General features: G+C 72.0%; 12 protein-coding genes. 4 read left to right on the forward strand and 8 right to left on the reverse strand.

Annotated features, from left to right (window positions below; translation table 11 throughout):
* Positions 1–18 precede the first annotated feature (18 nt).
* From ACGGZK_RS00195 to ACGGZK_RS00230, 8 genes are all read right to left on the reverse strand, one after another.
* Positions 19–3,387: a family 43 glycosylhydrolase gene (locus ACGGZK_RS00195; RefSeq protein ID WP_395244260.1), complete on the reverse strand. Its 3,369-nt coding sequence runs from the start codon at positions 3,385–3,387 to the stop codon at positions 19–21.
* Entirely contained in the window at positions 3,381–6,011 is a 2,631-nt protein-coding gene (locus ACGGZK_RS00200) for an immunoglobulin-like domain-containing protein (protein ID WP_395244261.1), read from the reverse strand. The genes ACGGZK_RS00195 and ACGGZK_RS00200 overlap by 7 nt, the downstream gene beginning before the upstream one ends.
* A 133-nt stretch (positions 6,012–6,144) precedes the next feature.
* Positions 6,145–7,203, reverse strand: coding sequence for a WxL protein peptidoglycan domain-containing protein (locus ACGGZK_RS00205; protein WP_395244262.1), 1,059 nt, complete (start codon positions 7,201–7,203; stop codon positions 6,145–6,147).
* A 97-nt stretch (positions 7,204–7,300) separates the two neighbouring features.
* Positions 7,301–7,915, reverse strand: a complete 615-nt coding sequence (locus ACGGZK_RS00210) for a hypothetical protein (RefSeq protein ID WP_395244263.1) — start codon at positions 7,913–7,915, stop codon at positions 7,301–7,303.
* Positions 7,916–8,161: 246 nt separating this feature from the next.
* Positions 8,162–11,395, reverse strand: coding sequence for a LamG-like jellyroll fold domain-containing protein (locus ACGGZK_RS00215; protein WP_395244264.1), 3,234 nt, complete (start codon positions 11,393–11,395; stop codon positions 8,162–8,164).
* A gap of 20 nt (positions 11,396–11,415) precedes the next feature.
* Positions 11,416–11,901 carry a cadherin-like beta sandwich domain-containing protein gene (locus ACGGZK_RS00220; protein ID WP_395244265.1) on the reverse strand — a complete coding sequence of 162 codons (486 nt, stop codon included), beginning with the start codon at positions 11,899–11,901 and terminating at the stop codon, positions 11,416–11,418.
* Positions 11,798–15,568: a beta-L-arabinofuranosidase domain-containing protein gene (locus ACGGZK_RS00225; RefSeq protein WP_395244266.1), complete on the reverse strand. Its 3,771-nt coding sequence runs from the start codon at positions 15,566–15,568 to the stop codon at positions 11,798–11,800. Before ACGGZK_RS00225 ends, ACGGZK_RS00220 begins: the two co-directional genes overlap by 104 nt.
* A gap of 59 nt (positions 15,569–15,627) precedes the next feature.
* The gene (locus ACGGZK_RS00230) at positions 15,628–18,318 is read right to left on the reverse strand and encodes a LamG-like jellyroll fold domain-containing protein (protein WP_395244267.1); all 2,691 of its coding nucleotides are present in this window, start codon (positions 18,316–18,318) and stop codon (positions 15,628–15,630) included.
* A 377-nt stretch (positions 18,319–18,695) separates the two neighbouring features.
* Here ACGGZK_RS00230 and ACGGZK_RS00235 point away from each other — a divergent pair, with 377 nt between their 5' ends.
* From ACGGZK_RS00235 to ACGGZK_RS00250, 4 genes are all read left to right on the forward strand, one after another.
* Positions 18,696–21,518 carry an immunoglobulin-like domain-containing protein gene (locus tag ACGGZK_RS00235; RefSeq protein WP_395244268.1) on the forward strand — a complete coding sequence of 941 codons (2,823 nt, stop codon included), beginning with the start codon at positions 18,696–18,698 and terminating at the stop codon, positions 21,516–21,518.
* A gap of 140 nt (positions 21,519–21,658) precedes the next feature.
* Complete coding sequence (locus ACGGZK_RS00240; RefSeq protein WP_395244269.1) at positions 21,659–22,600, forward strand: LamG-like jellyroll fold domain-containing protein; 942 nt, start codon at positions 21,659–21,661, stop codon at positions 22,598–22,600.
* Positions 22,597–24,552: an immunoglobulin-like domain-containing protein gene (locus ACGGZK_RS00245; protein ID WP_395244270.1), complete on the forward strand. Its 1,956-nt coding sequence runs from the start codon at positions 22,597–22,599 to the stop codon at positions 24,550–24,552. The genes ACGGZK_RS00240 and ACGGZK_RS00245 overlap by 4 nt, the downstream gene beginning before the upstream one ends.
* Positions 24,546–26,765, forward strand: a complete 2,220-nt coding sequence (locus tag ACGGZK_RS00250) for a family 43 glycosylhydrolase (protein ID WP_395244271.1) — start codon at positions 24,546–24,548, stop codon at positions 26,763–26,765. Before ACGGZK_RS00245 ends, ACGGZK_RS00250 begins: the two co-directional genes overlap by 7 nt.
* Positions 26,766–26,929 lie beyond the last annotated feature (164 nt).

Below are 26,929 nucleotides of genomic sequence, written 5' to 3' on the forward strand. Positions count from 1 at the left end.
TCGCGGGATGCCGCTCGGTCAGCCGCAGCTCCGCGCGGTGTAGGCGGCCGTGTACGTCTTCACGACCTGCTGGCCGCCGGCGGTCGAGGTGACCTTCGCCGTCAGCTGCCCGGCGCCGAGGTCGGCGGTGCGGGTGGTGAACGTCGCCGACGCGCTCTTGCCCGCCGCCAGCGCGACCTGCTTCGAGCCGTACGCCGACTCGACGAGCACGTCGACCGAGCCGTCGCCCGCGTTGCCGAGCGTGGCGACGAGGGTCGCCTTCCCGGCCACGCAGCGGGTCTGCGCCGTGACCGTGAACGCCGGCTGCGCCGGCTTCTCGACGATGACCGTGGCGGTCACCGTGCGGTTCGCCACGGCGAGCCACTCGGTGTCGGTCATGTCGAGGATCGGGCTGTCGTCCTGGCGGAAGTAGACCATGCGGACGCCCGAGTCACGGGAGCCGTTCTGCGTCAGCTTCGCGTGGAACACGTTCAGCAGGTTGCCGTCGTCGTCGTACGTGTACGAGTTGTGGCCCGGCCCCCAGTTGTTCGCGTTCGGGCCCTCGTAGCTCCACAGCGGGTACTGGCGGACGCCCCACGACGCGGCGTCGAGCAGGTCGGCGCCGGACTGCGCGGTGGCGAGGCCGACCGCGTAGGTCCAGTCGACGCCCGAGCCCGAGAAGGTGATCATGACCTTCCCGTCGCGCTGGATGACGAACGGCCCCTCGACCACGGCCGACGTGTTGTCCGACCAGCCGTCGTCCGGGAAGACGATCGTCGACCGGTCGCCGACCAGCTTCCACGGGCCGGTCGCCGACGGCTCCACCTTCGCGATCTTCAGCACCGCGGGGCCGGTCACCGGCGTGATCGCCCGCTCCGACCACACGACGTAGTCGGTGCCGGCGTCCTCGAAGTGGGTCATGTCGAGGGTGATGCCGGTGCCGTACGTCGTGAGCGGCTGCCCCTGCGCGTCGACGACCCGCTGCGGGGCCTCCCAGTCGGCGCGCACCAGCGGGTTCCCGCCGGACTTCAGGTGCATCGTGTACGACTGCACGCCGTTCCACGCGTTCACGTTGTTCGGGTTCGCGGCGAACAGGAGGTACAGCTCGCCGTCGACGACGTGCAGCTCGGGAGCCCAGAGCTGCGAGCCGACCTGGCCCGAGCCCGAGAGCCCGATGCCGAGGATCTTGTTGTCGGCCGCCGTCGAGAGCCCGGCGATCGTCGCGGAGCTGCGGATGAAGAACTCGTCCTGCCCGTTGTCGTCGGTCGAGATGAACAGCCACGTCTTCTCGCCGTTCGGCAGCGTGTACCGCAGCATGTGCGGGTCGGCGCGGACCGGGATGAGCGGGAAGATCGCGTCGGTGCGCTGCAGCGTGCCCGTCACCGTGTACTCCCCCGGGGTGTCGGCGTCGACGCCCGAGGCATCCCAGTCGACCCGGAAGTCGTGGGTGCCGCCGTCGGAATAGTCCGCCGTGACCTGCTCGGGCAGGTCGAGGTCGTCGCCGGCCTCGATCGTGATCGGCTCGGGCGCGCGCACCCCGGTGTTGTGCACCCGGCCGAGCAGCTGCTCGGTCGTGCGCGCCTCGGCGGCGGTCACCGGGACGATCGAGGCGGTCTCCGCGTACGTGACGCCGATGGCGCCGGTGCGACCGGCGGGCTGCTGACCGGCCCCGAGGAACTCGACCGCGTCGAACGCGTCGGTGCTGCCGGTGAGGGCCGAGCCGGTCGGGCCCGTCCACACCACCCGGTAGGCGCCGAGGCGGGCGTCCCACTCGGCCGAGACCGGTCCGGTCGCGCCCTGGCCCGGGAGGGCCAGGTAGTCGAGTTCGGTCCAGTGCACCAGGTCGGGCGAGGTGAACACCAGCGCGCCCGAGGCATCCGCCGCACCCGAGGCATCCACCCGGCGGGCGATGAGGCCGAAGCCCTCGTCGCCGCGGAGGCGGAACAGGTACGGGTTGGCGAGGTAGCGCTTGATGCCGTTGTCGACCTCGGTCATGCCCGTGACCTTCGGGAACACCACGCCGGTGCCCGAGTTGAGCGCCGTGTACGCGGTGCCGTCGGCGCTCAGCGCGAGGTGCGCGGTTCTCGTGACCTCGGGGTCGTCGCCGCCGCGCGTGTTCTTCGACGTGGTGTACGACGCGATGCGCTGCGCCGTGGCCTCGGCGATGCGCACGTCGAACCGCGCGGTCGCGGTGTCGGGCGCGGTGCCGACGACGGCCTCGAGCGTCGCGTCGGCGAGGCCGGACGCCGGAGCCGAGGCGATCGCGCCGCCGGCGACCGACCCCGCACCCGAGACGTGCGACCACGTCACGGGCAGGCCGAGCGCGGTCGCCGGCAGGGCGTAGCCCTGCTCGAGCACCGACGGCAGCAGGATCGCGTCGGCCGCGCGCTGCGCCGCCTCGGCGGCGGTCGGCGCGGCGAGCACCCGCACGGTGAACGCCTTGGTCGCGGTCTTGCCGCGCACCGTCGCGGTCGCGGTCAACGTCACCTCGGTGTCGGATGCCCCGCGCGTCACCTTGCCGTCGGCGCCCACGACGCCCGCGGGCGACGACGACCAGGTGACCCCGCCGGCGGTCGGCAGCACGAGGTCGGTCTCGACGGCGTCGAGGTCCTGTGCGTTCGCCGCGGCGAGGTCGATGCCCGCGACGACCTCGCCGGCCACCGCGGTGGCGTCCGTGGCGGCGACGTCGGCGAGGTCCGCCGCCGTCAGCGCCTCGGAGTACACCCGGAACGACGAGACCCCGCCCTGGTAGAGGGTGTCGCCCGCGTACGCGCTCTTCCCGATGAAGTTCATCGTGTGCGTCGTGAGGTCGCTCAGGTTCGTCGTCGAGTTCGCCTTCTCGGCGACCTGCACCCCGTCGATGAACAGGCGCAGCGTCGAGGTGACGCCATCGGCGTTCTTCGCGATGGTCGCCGCCACCGACTGCCAGCGTCCCTGCGCGAGCTTCGTCGCCGACGTCACCGTCTGCTCGCCCGACCAGTTCGTCTTCGAGATCGCCACGCGCGGGGCGACCGGCTGGATGAAGAACTGCCCGGTCGACGCGTCGCCGGAGCCGCCGATGTTCCAGAGGAACTTCGCGCCGCTCAGCGCGGTCGGGCTCGTCTCGATCACGATCGTCGCCGCCGAGCGCCCGGCGAGCAGTCCGTCGGGCAGCTTCACGTGGTTCGCTCCGGTGAACTGCATCGACCCGCCGCGCCATGCGGCGCCGCCCACCACCGTGGCATCGCGCCCGCCGCCCGACAGGTCGTGCGCGACCGTTCCCGACGACTCCGAGAAGTCGTACGAGGCGAGCAGCGAGCCCGGCGTCACCGCGGCGGTCGCCGCGGCGGGCGCCATCACCCCGAGGCCGCCGACCATGGCGGCGCCGATCACGCCGGCGAGCAGCCGGCTCCGCCGCCGCCTCAGCACGTCCGTGCCTCGTACGCGGCGCTGCCCTGGAAGCTCGCGCCGCTCGCGGTCGCGCCGACGTCGACGAAGTCGGCGCCGATGGACGCGAGCTTGGTCGCGAACGCCTGCGAGACGGTCTTGCCCGGCTGCACGCCGGTGAAGGTCTTCTCGCCGAAGGCGGTGCGGACGGTGACGTCGGCGGCGCGGGTGTCGGCGTTCTTCGCCGAGACGACCAGCGTCGCCTTGCCCGCGATGCAGCGCGTCGTGGCGGTGGCCTCGACCGCGAGGTCGGGGTTCGTGCCGACGCCGGCGTAGTGGAACATCACGCGCTGGTACTCCTGCGCGGTGATCGGCAGGATGCCGCCGTGCCGCTTCTTCAGGGTGCCGAGGTTGACGTTGGTCGCCTTCGACCAGGCCGACGCCGAGGTCGACCCGATGTCGGTGGTGCGGAACGGCAGGTAGCCCTTGCCCGCGCCGTACTGGTCGGCGAGGAGCCCCCAGAGCTGCGTCGCGGCACCGCGGTCGTCGTCGTTGTACTGGAAGAACTCCGGGCCCTCGAGGCAGGCGCCCGTGTAGTTGGTGCCGGCCGCGCAGGTGCCGCTGCCGCTCAGGATCGACTGCAGCGTGCCGACGAGCACCCACTCCTGGTCGGTGCCGGTCGTCTTCGCCGTCGCCGAGGTCGTGATCGCGTCGAGCTTCTTCGAGCGCTCGATCGTGATCTGGCCGTCACCAGAGGCGCGGTAGAACCAGTCGCCGACCTTGATCACCGTGGTGTCGATGATCGAGCCCTGGCGGTCGATCCACTTGACCGGGGTCGAGAACGTCTGGAAGTCGCGCGTGGTCGACAGGTACACGTCGACGCTGTCGCCCAGCTCCGTGTTGCCGTCGGCGCGGGTCGCCCAGTACACGTAGTACTGCTGCGTCACCTCGTCCCAGATCGCCTCGGGCGCCCAGGCCATGCCGGCGTTCGGGATGCCGCTCGCGACGTCGACGAAGCGCGGCTCGCTCCAGTCGACCAGGTCGGTGGACTCCCACACGACGAGGAACTTCGAACCGGTGACGGTCGCGTTCGCGTTGCCCCAGCCGCCGCGGTAGAAGATGCTCAGGTCGGTCGCGATCAGGAAGAAGCGGTCACCCTCGGGCGAACGCACCAGGAACGGGTCGCGCACGCCGCCGTCGCCCTGGTTCCGGGCCAGCGACAGCACCGGGTTGCCGCTCGTGCGGGTGTCGGTGAAGGTCACCGCGTCGCGACTGGTGGCGAAGTAGATCTGCTCGTCGCTCGCGCTGCCCTCGGTGCCGGTGAAGTGGGCGAAGAGGTAGTCGGTCGTCGCAGCCTGCGCCGGCGCCCTGCGCACGGTGAGCGGGATCTCGCGGGTCGCGGTCGCCCCGCCGTTCGTCGCCGTGACCGTGAGCACGACGGTCGTGTCGCGCTCGGCGGGCCGGGTGACGACGCCGGGTGCGACCGTCGCGGTGCCCGCGACGTCGACGACCGCCGGCGCCGACGAGCTCCAGCTGAGGGTCGAGCCGAAGCGGGCGCCGGTCGTCGGCAGCGTCAGGTCGCTGCGCACGTCGTCGGCGTTCGCGAGGGCGATCGCGTCGAGGTCGCGCTGGGCGGCCTCGGCCGGGGTCGGCGCGGCGAGCACCGTCACGGTGAAGTCCTTCGTCGCGGTCTTCCCGCGCACCGTCGCGGTGCCGGTCACGGTCACCACGGTGTCGGATGCCTGGCGCGTGACGGTGCCGTCGGCGGCGATCACGCCCGCGGGCGACGACGACCAGGTCACTCCGCCGGTCGTCGGCAGCACCAGCTTGGTCTCGACCGCGTCGAGGTCCTGCGTGTTGGCGGCGTCGAGGTCGAGCGCGGCCGCCGTCTCGGCGGCTGCGGCCGAGGCATCCGTCTCGGCGAGGCCGGCGAGGTCCTGCGCCGAGAGCGCCTCGGTGTAGACGCGGAACGACGACACCCCGCCCTGGTAGAGCGAGTCGGCGGTGTAGGCGCTCTTGCCGAGGAAGTTCAGCGTGTGCGTGGTGAGGTCGCTGAGGTTCGTCGTCGAGTCGGTCTTCTCCGCGACCTGCACCCCGTCGATGAAGAGCCGGAGCGTCGAGGTCGTGCCGTTCGCGTTCTTCGCGATCGTGGCGGCCACCGACTGCCACCGGCCCTCGGCCAGCTTCGTCGCCGAGGTCACGGACTGCTCCGCCGACCAGTTCGTCTTCGAGATGGCCACGCGAGGCGCGACCGGCTGGATGAAGAACTGGCCGGTCGCGCCCTCGCCCGAGCCGCCGATGTTCCAGAGGAACTTCGCGCCGGTCAGGGCGGTCGGGTTCGTCTCCACGACGATGGTGGCCGCCGAGCGGCCGGCGAGCAGGTTGTCGGGCAGCTTCACGTAGTTCGAGCCGTTGAGCTGCATGAAGCCGCCACGCCAGGCCGCGCCGCCGACGACCGCGCCGTCGCGGCCGCCGCCCGACAGGTCGTGCGCCACGGTGCCCGACGACTCCGAGAAGTCGTACGACACCAGCAGCGAGCCGGGCGTCACCGCCGTCGCCGCACCGGGGCCGGCCAACGCCAGGCTGCCCGCCGCGAGCAGTGCGCCGGTGGCGCCTGCGATCCATCGCCGCGCGCGTCGCGCGACGGGTGTTGCTTCTCGGACCATCGATTTCCCCATTCCGGATGGGCACGCCTCGAGGGCGTGCGGAACGAGCGCCATGAGGCATCCGCCCCGGCGCGGTGGTGCTGGTCGTACTGCAGGTCGATGGGGCCGCGCGCTCGGCGGGCGGCCCGGAGGGTCACCCCTGGCCGACGCCGGCCATGGATCGGCGGCCCTCTTCGCGGGCCTCGGTGAGCAGCGCCTCGATGCGGCGCTTCGAGCGGCCCCGGCGCCAGAGCAGCGCGAGGACGAGGAGGGCGAGCCCTGCGACCACGAGGAGCTGCGGCCACGGCACCGCCCAGACGAGCACGTCGGTCGACGACGGCGCGACCTCGGCGGGCACGGCGTCGGCCGGCTCGCCGTTGGCGTCGATGACGGTCGGGGCGAGCGCGATCTCGCCGGGGAAGGCGAACAGCGGCCAGACCCTCGGGACCGTGAGCGAGATGGTGCGGGACTCGCCGGGGAGGATCTCCTGGGGCGTCTCGCCCTCGGCCGGGAACGCGATGCTGCGGCCGGCGACGGTCAGCACGCCGGCGACGGCGAGCCGGGCGTTGCCCTCGTTCGCCACGTCGAAGACGACGTCGATGCTGCCCGGGCGGAGCGGGTTCCACGACAGGCGGTAGTCGGCATGCACGTCCTGCACCGAGAAGGCCGGCGCGAGTTCGCCGGCGACCCGGGTCATGACCCGGAAGCCGACCCGGCTCTCGACGCCGACGCCGGTGCCGTCGGCCTGCTGCGTCGACAGGATCGAGGCGGTGATGCCGGCGGCGTGGTCGCCCGGCTGCGCGTCCTCGGGCACGGTGATCGTGAACGGCACGACCGCCGTGCCGCCGGGGGCGACGGTCACGCTCTCGGGCAGGGTGATCCAGGTGCCGGAGTCGACCGACTCCTGGTCGGACGGCAGGATGTCGAACCGGCCGTTGTCGTTGGTGAAGCCGTCGGCGGCGGCGAGGCGGAACGTGACCTCCTCGGCACCGAGGTTGCGCACGGCGAACTGGTCGTCGACGCTCGCGGCCGGGTCGATCTCGTGCTCGACGGCGACGCGGCCGTCGGGTCCCGAGGCGTCGGCCGGCGTGACCGACCACGACACCGGCGCCGCCTCCTCCGCGACCGCGGGGGCGGCGCCGGCCAGCCCTGCGGCGAGGCCGGCGACGGCGACGAGCGCCGCGAGTGCGGTGGTGGAGCGGAAGCGGGTCATGGCGAGTCCTGGGTGGAGCGGGCCCCGGTCCGGTCGGATCCGGGGCGAAGGGGTGCGGCCGGGTCGGCGGTGTCGCGCCGACCCGGCCGCGGGTGGATCAGTAGGTGTCCTCGAAGAGCGACAGGGTGAGCAGCGACGAGTAGCTGCCCGCCGCGACGTTCGCGGGGGTCTTCAGCTTGAGCGCCGCGGTGGTCGACCACGAGCCCTGCGCGGCCTGCGCCTCGGCCGAGTCGAGCGAGAGGAAGAGCAGGTCCTCGCCGCTGACCAGGCCGGTGTTGTTGCCGGGCTGGGTCGGGGTGTCGGAGGCCGGGACGACCTCGCTGCCCGAGCCCACCTCGCCGCTGCCGTCGAGGACGTCGGCCGGGGTCCAGCCGAGCTGGCTCGCCGGGATGTTCGGCTGGCCCGCGGTGCCGACGAAGTCGCCGGCCTGGCCGACCACGTACCAGAACGCGCCCGCGGGGACGTCGGTGCGGGTGTCGGTGACCGTGACGGTCGGGAGCGTGCCGGTGAACTGCCGGTACTCGGCGGTCGAGCCGGTCTCGGTCAGGGTCGTCTGGGTGTTCGCCACCGTCAGGCTCAGCGCCCCGTTCTCGACCGCCGCGATGTCGACCTTGACGTCGACACCCGAGCTGTCGCCGGGGTCGGCCGCGAACGCGAGGGTGCCCACGCCCGCGAGCATGAGCCCGCCCACGATGCCGGCTGCGCAACGCACGGCAGCACCTTTGCTGATCATGTTTCCTCCAGTTCCTCGGTCGGCGGCAGCCGAGCCGAATCGTCGTGCAGCAGGGTGGCTGACACGTGCGTACGTGCGGCTCGGGGTGCGACCGAGGTCGGCGTCCTTGCCTGGGGCGGCCCAACGAGGGAGCCGGGTCTCCGGTTTGTTACCGGGAACATTTCCAGCGTATTGGCCGGTTCCTGTGCCGTCAAGACGACGCTGCGATTCGCGCATGTCCTCGCCTCACCTGCACTCGGCCGCGGCGTAGGCGGCCTGGATCGGGGCATCCGAAGCGCTCGTCACGACCGTGATCGTGCCCGCCTCGAGCGCCTTCTGGCGCGTGGTGAAGGAGATCGCGACGGCCTTGCCGGCCGGCAGTTCGACGGCCTTCTCCCCGGACCCGGTGGTGACGTGGGCCGACTCGGCCGCCGCCCCGTCGTTCGCGAGCGTCGCGACCAGCACGACCTTGCCCGCGACGCACCGCGTGGTCGCCGAGACCCGCAGCGCAACGGGCGGCGGATCGCCGACCACGACGCGCACGGTCACCGTGCGGTTCGCCGGCGCGACCTCCTGGGCGCTCGAGAGCGACAGGTCGAGGTCGCCGTTCGCCCGCACGTTCACCGCCTTGAACCAGGTGTTCCGGTCGGGGTCGAACAGGCCGCCGGCCGCCGAGTTCGTGTGCGGCTCGGGATACGGCCGCGCGTGGTACGCCAGCACGAGGTTGCCCGCCTCGTCGATCGCGAACGAGTTGTGCCCCGGGCCACCCTGGCCGACGCCGCCGATGCGCCCCGACGCGGTGTCGTTCGTCGTGAGCACCGGGAACGGCACCTGGGTCCAGCTGGCCGGGTTCCGCAGGTCGGCGTCCTTCGCGGCGCGCAGCAAGCCGAGGTCGTAGTACTTGTCGACCGTGCCGCCCGAGTAGGTGAGGTAGACGAAGTCGCCGTACGTCACCATGAAGGGCGCCTCGACGATGCCCTGGTCGCCGCCCTCGTTCACGTCCGACGGGGTCGGCGCCGACTTGCCGTACTCCCACGGCTGGCTGAGCGCGTAGATCTGGCTGAGCGTGCCGTCGATGAGCGGCACGGTGCCCTTCGGGCCCGCCTTCGCCTTGCCGACGAAGAGCTTGGCCCCACTCGGCATGACCCAGTAGCCCTGGGTCGTGCCGTGCTCCTCGCGCTCGAGGTACGACACGTCGAACGCGGCCCCCTCGAGGATCGTCGGCTCGCCCCAGTTGGCCTGGTCGACGAGTCCGCCGGCCCGCAGCGACGCGTCGGAGCCGATGTACGGGATCAGCACGGTGTTGTCGCACCAGCCGCCCGTCGGCGCGTAGCCGCGGTTCATGCCCGCGACGATCCACCACTGGCCGTTGATCTTGTGGAACTCCTGCGCCCAGATGTACCCGCCCCAGCCGTAGAACGTGTTGGGGTACTGCGCCTGCCTGCCGGGCGTGCCGGCATCGGGGTCGATGACGATCTGCTCCGGGGCATCCGCCAGGCCCGCGATCGTCGTCGCGCGCTTGAGCCCGATCTTGCGGTACGCGTTGGCGTCGATGAGGGCGCTGTTCGGGGCATCCGACGGGATCGAGTAGTGCGACCCGGTGAGGTACCAGTAGCCGTCGTCCTCGTTGAAGAAGAGGTCGGGATCGGCGCGCGCGTCGTTGACCAGCTCCTCCGCCGTCTGCTGCACGGTGCCCGAGACGTCGTAGGTGCCGGGCGTGTCCGTGTCGACGTCGGCGAGGTCCGTCTCGCTCCACGCGACCGGCAGCTGCTTCGTCGACCCGTCGTTGTACTCGAGGGTCGCCGTCGCCGGCAGGTCGCCGGCGTCGACCGTCGCCCCGTGCTCGACCTCGACGTCGGCGAAGGCGCCGACGCCCGTGTTCCGCAGGTCGACGTAGCGCGCGGAGAACGCCGCGAACTCGGCCTTCGACAGCGCGAACGAACGGGCCTCGGCGGCGAAGCCGGGCAGGCCCGTGGCCGCGCCGGCGACGCCCAGCGCGACGGCGTCGGCCTTCGTGGCCGCGGTCGGCACGCTGGCGCCGGTGAGCCCGTCGAGCCGCGCGACCCGCCCCTCGCCGGTCAGCGGGTCGGTCCACGTCGCCTGGTACTTCTGCGACGCGGCGTCGAACACGATGCGCGGGTCGGCGACGATCGAGCCGTCGGACGACACCTTCACCGTGCGCTGGTTGCGGAACGTCGCGCCGTCGGCGGCATCCCACACGTACACCGAGTCGGTCGCGTTGTTCTGCGACGCGACCGCCCCGAGCGTGCCGTCGGCGAACCGCAGCAGCGTGGGCGAGCCCACCTGCGCGTTCGGCTTGGCCGCCTGCGTGCCGTCCCACAGCACGGAGAGGATCGCCTGCGATCGGTTCAGCGGCTCCCAGGTCGCCGCGCCCGCCGGGCGGGCGGCCACGAAGAGCGAGTCGGCGCGGCGGTCCTCGTCGTAGGCGAGCGGGTCGTCCTTCACGCCGTTCACGGTGGTGACGTGCTTCACGTAGCTCGCGATGTCGCCGCCCGCGTCGAGGATCTGCGCGGAGCCAGTGACCGGCGCCGCGACCCCGTCGATCGTCGCGGTCAGCGTGACCGCGACCGCTCCGTCGGCCGGCCGGGTGACGGCGCCGTCGGATGCCACGAGCGAGGCCCCGTCGCCGGAGGCCGACCAGGTGACGGCCCGGCCGAGGACGCTCGACGGCAGGTCGCCCGTGATGCGGGCCGGGATGGCGAGCGCGGCGGCCGGATCGCTCGCGGCCGACGGCACGCCGAGCTCGGTCGGGGTGAGCGCCCGCGAGTACACGCGGACGTTGTCGACGAGGCCGCCGAAGTACTCGCCGCTCCCCCAGTTCGCCTTGCCCACCTGCAGCACGCCGCCGGTCGCCCCGAGGATCGTCGAGAGCGCCTTGCCCGTGGTGTTCGTCGCGACGAGCTTCCGGTCGACGAACAGCCGCGCGGTCGTGCCCGAGAGCACCAGGTCGACGTGCTTCCACGCGGTGTTCGCCGTGGTCGTCACGAGGTTGCCGCTCGAGTCGCGGGTGCCGGCGTTGTCGTACCGCTCGACCGTGATGCCGGTCGTCTTGTCGAGGAACCCGAGGTAGTGCTCCTGCTGGTAGGTCTGGGTCGCCGTGCTGCGCGCGGCGAACACCGACCAGCCCGTGTTGCCCGAGGCATCCGGCTTGCTGTCGTAGGAGATCGTGACGTCGTCGCGCCCCGCGAGGAGCGGCGTGCCGTCGGCCTTCGTCACGTTCAGCCAGAAGCCGCTGCCGAGCTTCGCTGCCTTGCCGGTCGGCCCGTCGACGAGCGTCGCGGTGCCCTGCACCGCGGCGCGGGCGCCGCCGCCCTCGAAGGCGGTCGTGCCGCTCTCGAACGCGAGGTCGGCGAGCAGCGCGTCATCGGTGCCGGCCGCCATCGCGGCGGTCGGGGTGAGCACGGCCGCGCAGAGGGCCGCCGTGGCGACCCCGCCCAGCCATCGTCTCGCTCGTCGCATCGTGGGAGTCCTCCTCGGGCTCATCCGCAGCTCAGTGCGGGGTACGCGGCGGCGACCTCGGCCGATGCCGCCGCTCCGCCGACCGTTCCCGCAGCAGTGACGGTCGCCGAGCCCGCGGCGATCGAGCCGGCGCGGGTCGCGAAGGTCTTCGACAGCGACTTGCCCGCGGCGAGGGTGCCCGTGGCGGTGCCCCAGGCTGTGGTCACCGCGAAGTCGACCGGCACCGCCGCGCCGTTCGTCGTCTGCACGACGAGCGTCACCTTGCCCGCGATGCAGCGCGCGCTCGCCGTCGCGGTCACCGCGAGTTGCGGCTGCGGGGCGGCCCGCACGATCTGCAGCGTGTACGTGACGTTCGTCGTGTGGTCCTGCGCGTAGGCCTTGACCGTCGTCGTGGTCGGCGTGTCACCGGCCGCGACCGCCACCGTGCGCGGCGCCGTGTCGTCGATGAGGATGCCGTCGACGTAGACGAGTCCGCTCGGCGCGGCCGGGTCGAGGTCGAGCTTCACGCTCGTCGCCTCCCGGGCCACGGTGACGGTGTACGCGGTCGTCCCCGGCACGAGCGCCGGCGACAGGGTGCCGCCGTCGACCGCGAGCTTCGAGAGCTCGGCGTTCGTCGCGTAGCGGTCGGTCGACGAGGTCGAGACGCCGAACACGCCGCCGACGTAGCTCGTACCGGTGCTCTGGAAGCGCACCGTCACCACCGGGATCTTCGCACCGTGGGCGTTCGAGCACGTACTGGCCGGCCTGGTCGCGCTTGTAGCTGTCCTTCGCGGCGATGCCGTCGAGGATCGCCTGCGGGATCCGGTCGTATTGGAGGTACCAGCTCGTCGCGCCGTTCGCGTTCGTCACGACCTCGCGCTTGAGGAGCGCGTCGTTCAGGTAGACGTCGAACGTGCGCCCGTTGTCGCCGCCGTAGTACCGCACGGCCAGGAAGTTCTTCGGCTGCGACGGGTCGACGATCAGGTCGTACTGGAAGTACGCCCCGACGGCGGGCGGCGCGTGCCGGAAGCTCTGGCCGTTGAACACGCCCACGGTCGAGTTGCTGAACTTGACGTTCTTGTCGGCCTCGCTGTTGTTGTCGTCGAACGACGTGAGCGAGTCGATCGTGGTCTCGTCGGTGCGCAGCTGCTGCTTGTCCTTGAGGATCAGCGCCTGCGCCTCGGCCGAGTCGGGCTGCACGAGGGTCAGGTACGTCGCGTAGCGCGCGTCGTACAGGCTGTAGTACGGCTCGAAGGTGAGCGCGGCCGATGCCTGGTCGACGCCGTGCAGCTTGAACCGCATCGTGGTCAGGCCGTTCGCGTTCTCGCCGTCGGCGATGCGCTCGACGCTCGCCGGGTCGGCCTTCCACGCCGCGGCGTCGGCCACGACGACGTCGGAGCCGAGCGACTTGTCGGCGACACCCATCTGCACGAGCACGCCGGCGGTGTAGCTCGCGTTCACGTTGCGGCGGCTGAGCTCGGTCGCGAGCAGCACGGGGCCGTACTTCAGGGCGACCCAGTTCGGGTTCTCGGTGCCGGCGTCGACGGTGACCTTCGCGGGCAGCGTGTAGTCGAGCTCGTCACCGGCCGAGACGGGCACCGTGACGTAGCCGCCGGAGGTCAGCGCAGCGGCATCCACCGCCTGGCCGTTGACCTCCAGGGTCGGGGCGGAGGCCACCCAGCTCGGCACGCGCAGCTTCACGACCGTGCCGGCCGCGACGGCGCCGCCGTCGAGGGCGCTCACCTCGAGGTGCACGTCGGGGCTCGCGGGCACGTCGGCCGTCTGCACGAGTCGCAGGTTCTGGGCCGCCGAGCGCAGCTCGGAGCTGCGGAACTGGGTGACGTAGACCGCCTTCGGATCGGTGAAGTAGATCGAGTCGCCGAGCTTCGTGAAGCTCTCGATGCCCGTGCCGTGGTCGCACCAGAACTGGTCGAGCGGCGTGCCGAACACCTTCGCGTACCCGGGCGCCTGCGGCTGGAAGTACGTGACCATGCCGGTCTCGGGGTTCTGCGACGCGAGGATCGTGTTGATGAACGTCGACTCGGAGTAGTCGGCGTACTTCACGTCCTTCGTCACCTCGAAGAGGGCGCGGCTCAGCTTCAGCATGTTGTACTCGTTGCAGCCCTCGGCCGTCGAGTTCTCGCCGTACCCGGTCGTGACGCCGTTGGTCGCGAACTGGTAGAGCGTGTCGGCGCCGTGGAAGTGCTCCGACTGGCTGTTCGCGCCGTTCGCGTACGTGTGGTCGCGCACCACGATCTGCCAGAAGTTCTCGGCCGCCGCTCGGTACATCGGCAGGGCGTCCTTCTCGGCCTGCGTGAGCGTCGCGTACAGGTCGGGGTGGTCCATGAACACCGTGTAGCGCTTGAGGGCGCCGACGAGCTTCGGGATGGTGGTGTTCGCGTGCTTGCCGTTCAGCACGTCCTGGCCGTTGGCGAGCTGCTGGAACAGCGTGGTCTCGTCGAAGTACTCGGCCGCGCGCTTGTGCACGGGGTTCTCGGTGATGGAGTACAGCTCGTAGAGCGCCTCGTTCATGCCGCCGTACTCGGTGTTCAGGATCGTGGCCGGGTTCGCCAGCGACGCCGCGTAGCCGCGCACCCAGGTGCCGAATCCGGATGCCACGGCGAGGGCCTTCGCCGAGACCCCGGCGGGCGCGTACTCGTGCGCGTCGAGGAGGCCGGCGAGCACCTTGTGCAGGTTGTAGAACGGCACGAGCAGGCCGTCCTTGCCGCTCGGCAGCGCGCTCAGCGCGAACGGGGCGACGTAGCCCGCGCTCGACGGGTTGGCGGCCGCCCAGGCGTCCTGGCACCGCTTCAGCCCGTCGACGCCGGCCGTGAGCTTCGCGAGCAGCTGCGCCTTGACCGACGCATCCGTCGTCGTCGCGTAGGCCTGCGAGAGCGCGGAGAGGTAGTGGCCGAAGAAGTGGCCCTGGAACCGGGTGCCGGTCGAGCGCTCCCAGCCGCCGTAGCCGCTCGACGTGGTGGGCGTGAGCCCGGCCTGCACGTACCAGGAGTAGAGGAACTTCTCCGGGTCGAGGCTCAGCAGGTAGTCGATCGTCTTCTGGTTCGCGTTCTCGAGGTAGTCGTCGCCGATCGTAACGTTCTCGAGGCCGGCATCGGACAGGTACTGGGTGGATGCCTCGCCCTTCGGCTGCACCGAGACGTCGAACGCCCGGGTGACCGTGGTGCTGCCGCCGTAGGCGGCGGTCGCGGTGAGGTGCACGGTCGTCTCGGTCGAGGCGGGGCGGGTCACGTGCGCGGTGCCGCCGTCGATCGAGATGACGCCCGCGTCGGAGGTCGCCCAGGTGATCTCGCTGCCGCTCGCGCCCGAGGTGGGCACCGCGAAGTCGACGGTCGCCGTCGTCGGCAGGGAGATCGCGGCGAGGTCGGCCTGGGCGACGGAGGCCGGGTCGAAGCCGGGGGCGCCGCGCTGGGTGAGCTTCACCACGTCGGCCACGGTCGCGACGCCGTTGTAGAGCGTGTAGTCGTCGAGCAGGCCCTTGAGGTGCGAGCCGTTGTAGTTCGGGCCGTTGTAGCCGATGGTCTTCGTGCTCGTCGCCTCAGAGCCGAGCACGCCGGAGGCGGTCTCGCTGACGGGATACTTGACGGTCGAGACCTGGCGGACGCCGTTGCGGTAGAACGCGACGGCCTTCGTCGTGTGGTCGTAGGTCGCGACGATGTGGGTCCACTGGCCCGCGGGGAAGAACGTCGACCGGGTCGCGTCGACGGCGACCTTGTACGGCTGCCCGCTCGACGGGCCGATCGACAGCGCGAGCGGGGTGCCGTCGGCTTCGCTCGTGAGGTACCAGCCGTCGGAGTTGTAGGTCGTCTTGCTCCAGGCGAAGACCTGCTCCGCCGTCATCGTCGCGCTCGGGTTGAACCAGAACGAGACGGTGAGGTCCTGCGGCTGCAGGTATGCGGCCGTACCGAGCTTCAGCGCCGTCGAGCCGTTGAACGAGAACGCCTGTCCGCGGACGCCGCCCGCGTACGCGGCGGCGCCCTTCTGCAGGGTCACGGTCGCGGCGTTCGCGCTGGCGTCGGCGAGCGTGCCGTCGAGCGGCAGGTCGAGCACCTTGGATGCCTCGATGCTGAGGTCGTCGGTCGCGGCGAACGCCGCCGGGGCGGCCGTCGCGGTGATGAGCCCGCCGAGGAGGGCGCCGATGGTGGCGATCGCAGCGGTGCGAGCCAGGGTCGACATGGGGTCCTTTCGGTCCGTGCTGAGGAGCGGTCGGGGTGGAGCGTGTCGGGCTGCGCGGGTCAGCCGCAGCTGCGCGCGTCGTACGCGGCGGTCTTCGCCCCGGCGGCCGTGGCCGCCTGGACGCTGCCCGCCGGGGTCGCGGCGAGGCGCGAGGCGAAGGTCTGGCTGGCCGACTTGCCCGCCGCGAGCTGCACGACCTTCGAGCCGTAGGAGGTGGTGACGGTGATCGCGGCCGGCGCGTCGCCGGTGTTCGTGAGCTGGGTGACGAGGGTCACCTTGCCCGCGATGCAGCGCGTCTCGGCCGTCACCGTGATGGGCGGGCCCGCGGGTGCGGGCGTCACGACGACCGTCGCGGTGACCGTGACGGCGGCGCTGCTCGCGAGCACCCGGTCGGGCGCGTTCCAGGCGGTGGACCCGCCCGCGCCGGCCCAGGTGTCGAGGTTGGCGCTGTACGTGCTGACCGTGCCGCTGACCGGGTAGCTGCCCGGGGTGGCGAGGTCGACGCCGGCCGTGTTCCACGCGATCGAGCGCGCGGCCGTGCCGCGGTCGTACGCGAGCACGACGTCGGCGGTCGCCGGCAGCGCGTCGGCGAGGTCGCCCGCGGTGCTGCCGGCCTCGACCTCGACGTCGCCGAGCGCGGTCGTCGCCGCCGCGCGCGAGTCCGCCGAGCGCACGGTGTCGTACTGCGCCTTCGTGAGCGAGACCACGCCGCCGTGCTTGGTGCTCGGGGCCATGAAGAAGCCGGGGTCGGTGAGCTGGGTCCAGCCCGCGTCGAGGTCGGTGGTGGTCATCGGGCGGTAGCCGGTCGACGGGATGACGTCGACGTACAGGTACCAGCGCTCCTCGCCGTGGCTCTTGAAGACGGCCGGGCCCTCGACACCGCCGGCGTTGCCGCCGGCCCAGGCCGCGCCGATCTTCGTCTGGAGCTGGGTCCACGCTGTGCCCGGCTCCCACCAGCGGGCGGCGGTGGTGGACTCCATGTAGATGCCCTTGCCGAGGCCGTTGTCCTTCGTGATGCGGTAGGTGGTGCCGCCGTCCTGGATCATCGTGGTGTCGATGGTGTTGGCGCCGGCGTTCACGAAGGAGCCGCCGTAGGCGTAGGTGCCCTGCGTGAAGTCGGTCGTGGCGCCCCAGAGCACCTGGTTGTAGCTCGCGCTGGTGTGCTCGGGGTTCGTGTAGAGGTTGGACGACCAGTAGAGGACGAAGGCGCCGCGGCCGTCGGGGTAGTAGTCGTCGACCCAGGTCGCCTCGGGGGCCCAGGCCATGCCGAGCTCGGCGACCTCGGTGCCGGTGGCGTCGAGCGAGACGTCGATGGTGCGCGGTGCGCCCCACTCGACGAGGTCGGTCGACTCCCAGACGAGCAGCTTCGTGCTGGCGCTCTTGGTCCAGTAGCACCAGCTGGTGCACGAGCCCGAGCCGCCGTCGCCGCCGAAGACCCGCAGGTCGGTGGCGATGATGTAGTACGTGCCGGTCTCGGGGTTGTAGGTGAGGTACGGGTCGCGCACGCCGGTGGTGCCGAGCTGCGACGCGAGGATCGGCTTGCCGCCGTTCAGCGGGTCCCACTGCTCGGGGTCGTCGCCGCGCGAGACATCCAGGTAGATCTTCTCCGCGTAGCCGGCCGAGTCCTCGATGAAGTGCACCATCAGGTAGCCGTAGTCGTCGGTCGCCGACGCCGCCGGGGCGACGCTCACCGGGATCTGCTTCGAGACGGTCACGCCGCGCACGTTCGCCGTAGCGGTCACGGTGCCGGTCGCTGCGGGCGAGCCGGGTGCGGGCTGCACGGCCTGCAGCGTGGCGCCGCTCGCGCCGAGCGCGAGGCCCGCTGAGGGGGCCGACCAGCTGAGCCGGGCGGCCGAGGACGTGGGCAGCGTGATCGAGGAGTCGGTCATCGCGATGGGCTGGATCGCGTCGAGCGCGGCCTGGGCGCTCGCCTGGAAGGTCGAGGCGTGCGAGCCGGCGTCGGCGTCCGACACGGCGGCGACCTCGGCGTCGGTGAGCGCACGGTCGTACGCCCGGAACGCCGACACTTCGCCCTTGTAGAACGGGTCGGGCCAGGGCGAGCGCCCGATGGCGTTGACGGTCTGCGTCGTGATCGACGACGGCTCGAGGGTCGTCGTGGTCTGGCCGACCTTGACGCCGTCGACGTAGAAGGCGAGCGTGTCGGCCGCGCCGTCGAGCACGGTCGTGACGCTGTACCAGCGGTCGGCGGCGAGCGAGGCGGTGGCCCTGGCGTTCGCCTCGCCGCCGTTGCTCGCGGTGGTGATCGCGGTGCGCGCCTTGTCGCGCATCGAGGCGAAGAAGTACGACGTCGTGCTGTCGCTGCCGACGTTCCAGAGGAAGTTGAAGCTCGTGAGCATCGAGGCGTCGAACCTGGTCTCGACGGTGATGGTCGCCGACTGCTTGCCGGCGAGCAGGGCGTCGGGCAGCCGCACCCAGTCGGCGGTGGTGCTCGTCTTCGCGCCGCCGGTGAACTTCAGCGACGAGCCGGTCCAGAGGGCGTCGGTGCCGTTGACGACGGTGGCCGCGCCGACCGTCGACGACCCGCCGGCCGTGTTGGGCACGGTGGCGCCGGTGGTCTGGGTGAACAGGTACTCGGCCAGGAGGCCGGTGCGGGGTGCGGCCGCGGGCGCGGCGTCCGCCGCGGCGACGGGGAGGATCGGACCGGCCACGGCGAACGTGGCCAGGATGGCCGCCCCGAGGGCGAGTCCACCTGCGCGGAACGCACGGGTGATGGCGGCGGGCTTCGTCATTGAGCGCTCCTCGAGCTGCGACGTCGGTGGCGAGCGGAACCCCGGGAACCCTGATTGTTACCGGTAACGGCAGACCGTAGCACAGCCCCGAGACGACGCGCCAGAAACTTTCGGAGGGGGATTCCCTCCGCTTCCCACCCTTGGATTCCGCGGATTGTGTCCGGTAACATTCGAGCGATCCGGCCGACTCCCGCCGGATTCATCCGTCAATGGCGACTGCAAGGAGCCGTATGCGAGCGTCTGCCCTCCACCCAAGATCCCGACCGCGGCGATGGCTCGCGGCCGGCGTCACCGGCCTCCTAGGGGCAGGCGCCTGCGCCGCCGCGCCGCTCTCGGCCTCCGCCGCCGACCTGCCCGCGCCGACCGCGCACTACGACATGACGCACGCCGGCAACCAGTTGCTCGACATCTCGGGCAACGGGCGCAACGCGACCCTCACCGGCCTCACCGACGCCTCCTTCGCCGACGCGGGCGGCGACGCCGTGCTGCGCTTCAAGGGCGACGGCTACGCCTCGCTCCCCAAGGGCCTCGTCACCGGCACCGACAATGCCTTCACCGTCGAGTACACCGTCGCGACCACCACCGCCGCCAACCAGTTCGGCTGGGTGATCGGCGACGGCGTCGGCGCGTGGAACACCACCGCGCTCGGCAACCACGTCTTCGTCAACCCGCGCTCGGGCGAGTCGGCGTACAGCAACGCGGTGCTCTCCGGCATCCGCGTGAAGACCGGCACCGCCAACGGCGAGGTCCGCCTGCCCAACGGCGGCGGCCTCAACGCCGGCTTCACGACCCTGACCCTCGTCGGCAACGGCAACGCGCTCACGCTCTACCGCGACGGCGTGCAGGTCTCGACGGTCACGCACACCTCCGCCATGAGCTCGATCATCCCCACCGGATCGACCCTCGGCTACCTCGGCCGCTCGCTCTACACCGGCGACGCGCTGCTCAAGGCCGACGTCACCGACGTGAAGTTCTGGGACGTCGCGCTGAGCCAGGCCGACGTCGCCGCCAGCATGCCCACCGCCGCCGCCAAGACGGCCTCGAACGAGGCGCTGCTCCGCGCCGACCTGCTGCCGACCGTGCTCGGGGCGAACCCCTCGGCCGCACAGGTCTCGCGCAACCTGACGTTCCCCGCGTCGTCGAACGGCGTCGCGCTGACCTGGGCGTCGCAGGACACGTCGGTGATCTCGAACACCGGCGTCGTCTCGCGCACCATCGCCGCCGACACCCCGGTGACGGTGACCGCCACCACGCCGACCGGCACCGTCATCACGTTCACGTTCACCGTGCTCGCGCCGAACCCCTCGGCCGACCTCGACGCGATCTCGCTCGCGACGCGCACCACCGAGAACCTGCCGCTCGTCACCACGGGGTCGATCAACGGCGCCGCGATCACCTGGACCTCGTCCGACCCGGCCCTGGTCACCCCGACGACGGCCGGCTACACGGCGCCCGCCGTCGGCGCGGCCGACCCCTTCGCGGGCGGCGGCATCGTCGAGCGCCCCGCCTACGGCGCCGGCGACCGCGAGGTCACCCTCACGGCGCACGCGGTGCTCGGCTCGACCACGGTCGAGAAGTCGTTCACCGTCACCGTCGCCGAGCACGCCCGCTCGGCGCCCGACGCCGGCTACGCCGCCGCGTACTTCAAGTCCGACGGCGACGAGAAGATCTACCAGGCCGCGACCTCGGGCAACGACTTCTTCACGTTCTCGCCGGTCAACGGCGGCGCCGCGGTCATCACCTCGACGACCGACACCAAGGGCCTCCGCGACCCGTACATCCTGCGGTCGCACGACGGCGACAAGTACTACATGCTCGCCACCGACCTGTGCATCAGCTGCGGCACGGGCTGGGGCCCGGCGCAGTCGGCGGGCAGCCTCAAGATCGAGGTCTGGGAGTCCGTCGACCTCGTGCACTGGACGCGCACGAACGGCGCCGACACGGGCATCACGGTCAACCAGCCGGCCGCCGGCATGACCTGGGCGCCCGAGGCGTACTGGGACGACGAGCTGCAGTCGTACGTCGTGTTCTTCGCGTCGCGCCTGTACTCGGATGCCTCGCACTCGAACTCCGACAAGCTCTACGCCCGCATGTTCTCGGTGCTGACGCGCGACTTCCAGACCTTCACGTCGCCCCCGGCGACCTGGCAGGACACCGGCTACGCCCGCATCGACTCGACGGTCACGAAGATCGGCGAGTACTACTACCGCTTCACGAAGAACGAGGAGAGCGGCGCGGCCGGCACGCTCGAGGCCGGCAAGGACATCTTCCTCGAGCGCTCGAAGGTGCTCACCGCGCCGACGACCTCGTCGAGCTGGACCGCCGACCCCGCCGCCACCTGGCAGCTCACCGACACCCGCATGACCAGCCTCGAGACCGGCCAGTCGGGTGAGGGCCCCGAGATCGTGAAGCTCAACGCGGGCGACCCGAACAACGCCTCGGGCGACGGCTACGTCTTCCTCGTCGACAACTACAGCGCGGGCGGCTACCGGGCCTTCGTCACCACGGGTGCCGAGATCGCCTCGAGCACGCAGGCCGACCGGCTCTCGCAGCGTTCGAGCTGGAACGTCCGCCCGGTCGGCGGCCTGCCGACGAGCCCGCGCCACGGCGCGTTCGTCAGCGTGCCCCAGACCGTGCTCACCGCGATGCACGACTGGACCGCCATCACGGCCGTCGCGTCGACGACGGCGCTCGAGGCCGACGGACGCGACGTCACCGCCGAGGTGACCGCGGCCGACGGCGGCGACGTGGCGGGCACCGTCACCTTCGCGGGCGACGGCTGGACCACGACCGTGCCGCTCGACGGCGGCTCGGCGAGCGCGACGGTGCCCGCCGGCATCGGCTCGGTGACGGCGACCTACGACGGCTACCGCGACGGCCTCGTCGCGACCTCGACCTCGTCGGCCGTCGAACTGCACGGGGGCCTCGAGCTCGAGGCGTCGGCGAGCACGCGCTGCATCGCCGGCAAGGCGCAGCTCCTGGTCGTCGCCCACAACGCCGACGACCAGCGCGCCGACGTCACGATCCAGACCGCCTACGGCAGCAAGGTCGTCTCCCTCGCGGCAGGCGCCTCGGTCACGTCGGCCTTCACGACCCGAGCCGCCTCGATCGCGGCCGGCACGTTCACCCTCACCGGCAGCGCCGCGGACGGCGCCGCCTTCGAGGGAACCTTCCCCGCCCCCGCGGCCGTCTGCGGCTGACCCGGGCACGGCTCGGATGCCCCGGCGCGCGCCGGGGCATCCGAGCCGCCCCTTCGCACCACCGAAACCGACCGCACCACCGAACCGACCGGACCACCGAATCGACCGGACTCCCGGTCGACCCACCACAAAGGAGTGACATGCGCGACACACTCGTGCGGAAGCTGCGGACGGGAGCGGTCGCGGTCGCGACCACCGCCGCACTCGCCGCCGCCGGGGCCATCGCCCCGCAGGCCGCGGGCGCCGCGGAGGCGCCGGCCCCGCTGATCCACTACACCTTCGATGCCGCGAATGCCGGCGTCGTCGCGGACGCGTCGGGCAACGGCTACGACGCCACCATCAAGCAGACCGGCGCGACGGTCGACGGCGGCCAGCTGTCGCTCCCGGGCGGCGCCCGCGCCACCGCCGGGTACCTCGACATCCCGACCGCCGGGCTCGTCGGCAAGACGCAGCTCACGGTCTCGACCTGGCTCGAGACCCGCACCGGCCCGGCGAACGTCGCGGCCGCGTTCATCGGCGCGCCCGTGGCATCCGGCGCCTCGTACTCGAGCGCCTACTGGCTGCTCAACCCGGGCAACCCGAGCGGCTACGTGAAGTCGGTCGTGACGAACACCGTGAGCGCGACCGCGCCGTGGGGCACCGAGGTCGGCGCAGGTGCGACGAACGCGGCGACCACCGGCGCGCGCACGCCGTCGGGCATGGCGCTCTACACGACCGTCATCGACGGGGTGGCCGGCAAGCTGACCACCTACGTCAACGGCGCCCAGATCAACCAGGTGACGATCGCGCGCAACGTGTCGTCGTTCGGCTCGAGCCTCGTGTCGTACCTCGGCCGCTCGACCTACAACGACGCGAACTGGGCCGGTTCCGTCGACGACTACGCGGTCTACGGCGCGGCGCTCGACGCCGCCACCGTGCAGCAGGTCTTCGCCGACCAGGCGATCGCCGGCGCCACCGCCGCCGTCACCGTCGCCCCGACCGCGACGGCCGACTTCGCGCTGCCGACGTCGAACCGCGGCGCGACGATCTCGTGGGCCTCGAACAGCCCGGCGATCGCCGTCTCGGGGGAGCTGCGACCGTGACCCGTCCCGCGGGCGGCTCGCCCGATGCGGCCGTCACGCTGACCGCGACCTTCACGGCCGGCACGGCCACGGCGACCCGCACCTACGCCGTGACCGTGCCCGCGCAGCTCTCCGACCAGGCCAAGGTCGACGCCGACGCGGCGGCCCTCGCCCTCCCGGTCGACACGGCCGACGTGCGCACGAGCTTCTCGGTGCCGACCGTCGGCGCCAACGGCTCGACGATCGCCTGGGCCGTGACCTCGGGCGGCGACGTCGCCGCGCTCCGCACCGGCGTGAAGGCCGGCACCGCGAGCGTGGCGATCACCCGACCCGCCGCGAACGCCCAGGTCGTGCTCACCGCGACCGTCACGAGCGGCGCCGCCACCGCGACCCGCACCTTCACCCTGGCCGTGCCCGCGAAGCCCGCCACCGCCGACGACCCCGAGGCCTACGTGTGGGCCTTCTTCACGGGTGAGGGCGCCGGCGCCGAGCGCGTCAGCCTCGCGGCATCCAAGGGCAACGACGCGCTGCGCTGGAACACGCTGAACGGCGGCGAGCCCATCTTCACCTCGACGCAGGGCACCACCGGGCTCCGCGACCCGTTCATCATCCGCTCGCACGAGGGCGACAAGTTCTACATGCTCGCCACCGACCTGAAGGTCGCCGGCCTCGCCGGCGGCTTCACGACGGCGCAGCTGTCGGGCTCGCTCGCCATCGAGGTGTGGGAGTCGACCGACCTCGTGAACTGGTCGAACCAGCGCCACATCCAGGTCTCCACCCCGTACGCGGGCAACACCTGGGCACCCGAGGCGTACTGGGACGACGAGCTCGGCCGCTACGTGGTCTTCTGGGCGTCGAACCTGTACCCCGACACCACCCCGGCGTCGCGCACGGCCGTCACCTACAACCGCATGATGTACGCCACGACCGACGACTTCATCACGTTCTCGGACGCGCAGGTCTGGTCGGACGTCAAGCGCGGCACCGGCCTCGGCCTGATCGACTCGACCGTCGCCGAGCAGGACGGCATCTTCTACCGCTTCACCAAGGACGAGGCGTCGATGACGATCCGCCAGGAGAAGTCGACGAACCTGCTGGCCACGATCACCGGGACGCTGCCCGGCACGACCGGCGCGGCCGACCAGTGGACGCTCGTGAAGGAGAAGGTCGCCACCGGCCTGCCGAACGGCGAGCCCGGCGGCACCTTCTCGAGCGGCGAGGGGCCGAGCATCTTCCCGTCGAACCCGGGTGACGTCAACGGCTTCGACTGGTACCTCTTCATCGACCAGCCCAACTACCACGGCGGCCCGAACTACTACATCCCCTTCGGATCGACCGACCTGACCGACGGGAACTCGTGGCAGCCGCTCGGCGCGACGCTGCGCGCCAACCTGCCGCAGAACAGCGACGGCGGGAAGCCCCGCCACGGCACCGTCATCCCGGTGACCCGCGCCGAGTACCAGAAGGTGCTCGAGGCGTACGCGCCCGCCGTCGCGGTGGCGTCGGTCGCCCCGATCACGGTCACCACGCGGGCCGGCGTCGCGCCGGTGCTGCCGGATGCCTCGCTCACGACGGCCGCCGGCGCGACGACCCAGGCCGACGTGGTCTGGGACGAGGTCGACGCCGCCGACTACGCGACCCCCGGCAGCTTAACGGTCGCCGGCATCGCGCAGGACGACTCGCGGATGCCCGTCACGGCGACGGTGACCGTCACCCCGGGCATCGAGGTCGCGGCCGAGACCCGCTGCGTCGCGGGCAAGGTCAGCCTCGTCGCGAAGTCGACGAACCGCTCCGCGCAGGCGACCGACGTCACCCTCTCGACCGCCTACGGCGACCGCGTCGTGACGATCGGCGCCGGGGCGACGCTGTCGGTGACGTTCGCGAGCCGCCTCGCGACCGTGCCCGCCGGGCAGGTCTCGGCGACGGTCGACGGCGTGGCCACCACGGCCTCGTACGGGGGCAAGACGTGCTGACGCCGCTGCGCACCGCCCTGCGGCTGACGGTCGTCGCCGCGCTGGCCCTGGGAGGTGTCGTCGGCCTCACCGCCGTCGACGCCGCCCAGGTGCCGGCCGCGCAGGCGATCGGCGAGGACACGTTCACGAACCCGCTCGCCCCCGACACGGCCGACCCGACGATCGAGTTCCACGACGGCAACTACTACCTCGTGTCGACGACCTGGGACAACCGCGTCGTCATGCGGAAGGCGCCGACCCTCGCCGGGCTCGGCACCACCAAGTCGGTCACGGTGTACTCCGACACGAACGCCGGCCGCAACGGCAACATGTGGGCGCCGGAGCTCCAGCGCCTCGAGGGCCCGAACGGCTGGCGCTGGTACCTCATGTACACGATGGGCGTCTCGGGGAACTTCGGCACCCAGCACCTGCAGGTGATCGAGAGCGCCGCGGACGACCCGATGGGGCCGTACACCTACAAGGGCCGGCCGATCCCGACCGACGACTGGAACATCGACGGCGCGTACCTGCAGCTGAACGGCGAGCTCTTCGTGACGTGGTCGGCGTTCGCGCCCGACGGGCTGCAGAGCAACTACATCGCGCGCATGCAGAACCCGTGGACCGCGACCGGGCCGCTGAACATCCTGTCGCAGCCGACCGAGGCGTGGGAGGTCATCGGGCAGCCGGTGAACGAGGGTCCGATCCCGCTGCAGAAGGACGGGAAGACCTGGATCGTGTACTCGGCGAGCTTCTGCGGCACCGAGGACTACCAGCTCGGCACGCTCGAGTACCGCGGCGGCGACCCCGTGCTCTCGGGGTCGTGGCAGAAGAGCGACGGGCCGGTCTTCTCGAAGGCGAACGGCGCCTACGGCACCGGTCACAACGACTTCTTCACCTCGCCCGACGGCACCGAGACGTGGAACCTGTACCACGCCAACGCCCGGGCGGACGGCGGCTGCGGACGCGAGCGCTCGGCGCGCGCGCAGGTCGTGGACTGGACGGATGCGGGTGAGCCCGACTTCGGCATCCCGCAGGCCGCCGGCACGCCGGTGCAGGTGCCGAGCGGCGAGAACGCGCCGATCACCGCCCAGGTGGAGGGCGCTCGCTGGAACCTCGTCAGCCGCACCACCGGGCTGTGCGCCACGGTGCCGTCGGCCGCCGACGGCGCGGGGCTCGTGCAGGGCGACTGCGCCTCGTCGCGCTCGCGCTTCGTGCTCGACACCACCGGTGACGGGTACCTTCGCGTCGTGAACGCGGTGAGCGGGCTCGCCCTCGGCCCGGCCGAGTGCGCCACGTCGGCCGGCACCGCGGTGCGGCAGTCGCCGTTCACCACGACGGGTTGCCAGCAGTGGACCGTCGCGCCGACGACCGGCGGCTGGTCGACGCTCACGAACCGCACGAGCGGCAAGGTGCTCGACTCGGCGAACGCCGCCGCGGGTGCCGCGGGTGCCGGCGCCGCGGTCGTGCAGTCGACCGCGAACGCCGCGACCGGGCAGGACTGGGTGCTCCGCCCGGCCGGCTCGGTCGTCGTGACCTCGATCGCGTCGGGTAAGGCCATCGAGGTGCCGGGCTGCACGACCGCCGACGGGGCGATCCTGCAGCAGCGCGAGTACACCGGCACGGCCTGCCAGGGCGTGACGTTCACGGCGGCGGCGAACGGCGAGTCCGAGATCCACCTCGGCTCGGCGCCCGCGAAGTGCCTCTCCGTGACCGGCGGATCCTCGGCGGACTCCGCCACGGTCACGCAGGGCGCGTGCGGCATCGCGGGCAGCACCTGGCGGGTCCTCGTCGGCAACGACGGGGTCGTCGAGTTCCGCAACGGCACCAGCCTGAAGGCGCTCGACCTGTCGTTCTGCGCGACCGCCGACGCCACCCGCGTGCACCAGTACAGCGTGCTGAACAACGACTGCCAGCGGTACCGCTTCGCCTCGGTAGCGGCCGATCCGGCCGCGCCCGCGGCCGTCGAGGCCACCGCGACGACACGCTGCGTCGCCGGCAAGGCGGTCGTGGTGACGACGGTGCGCAACGCCGACGAGGTCGCGCTCGACGTGACGACGACGAACGCCTACGGCGCGAAGACGGTCGCACTCGAGGCCGGCGACTCGGCGAGCGCGACGTTCTCGACGCGGGCGAAGTCGATCGCCGCGGGCGCGGTGACGGTCGCGGCGACCGACCCCGCGCAGGCGGGCCGGGCGGCGACGGTCACGGCCGCCTTCGCGGCGACGAGCTGCTGAGGCATCCGGACCGAGCGCGACGACGGAGGCGCCGCCGCCCGCCCGGGCGGCGGCGCCTTCCGCATCTCGGACCGAACGGGAGGGGGCCCGACCGAACCGACGACCGAACGACGATCGGAACGAACCGACGATCCGAACGACCCGCACCACGACCGAACCGAACC

The sequence above is a fragment of the Agromyces sp. MMS24-K17 genome (assembly GCF_043950245.1).
Classification (GTDB): Bacteria; Actinomycetota; Actinomycetes; order Actinomycetales; family Microbacteriaceae; genus Agromyces.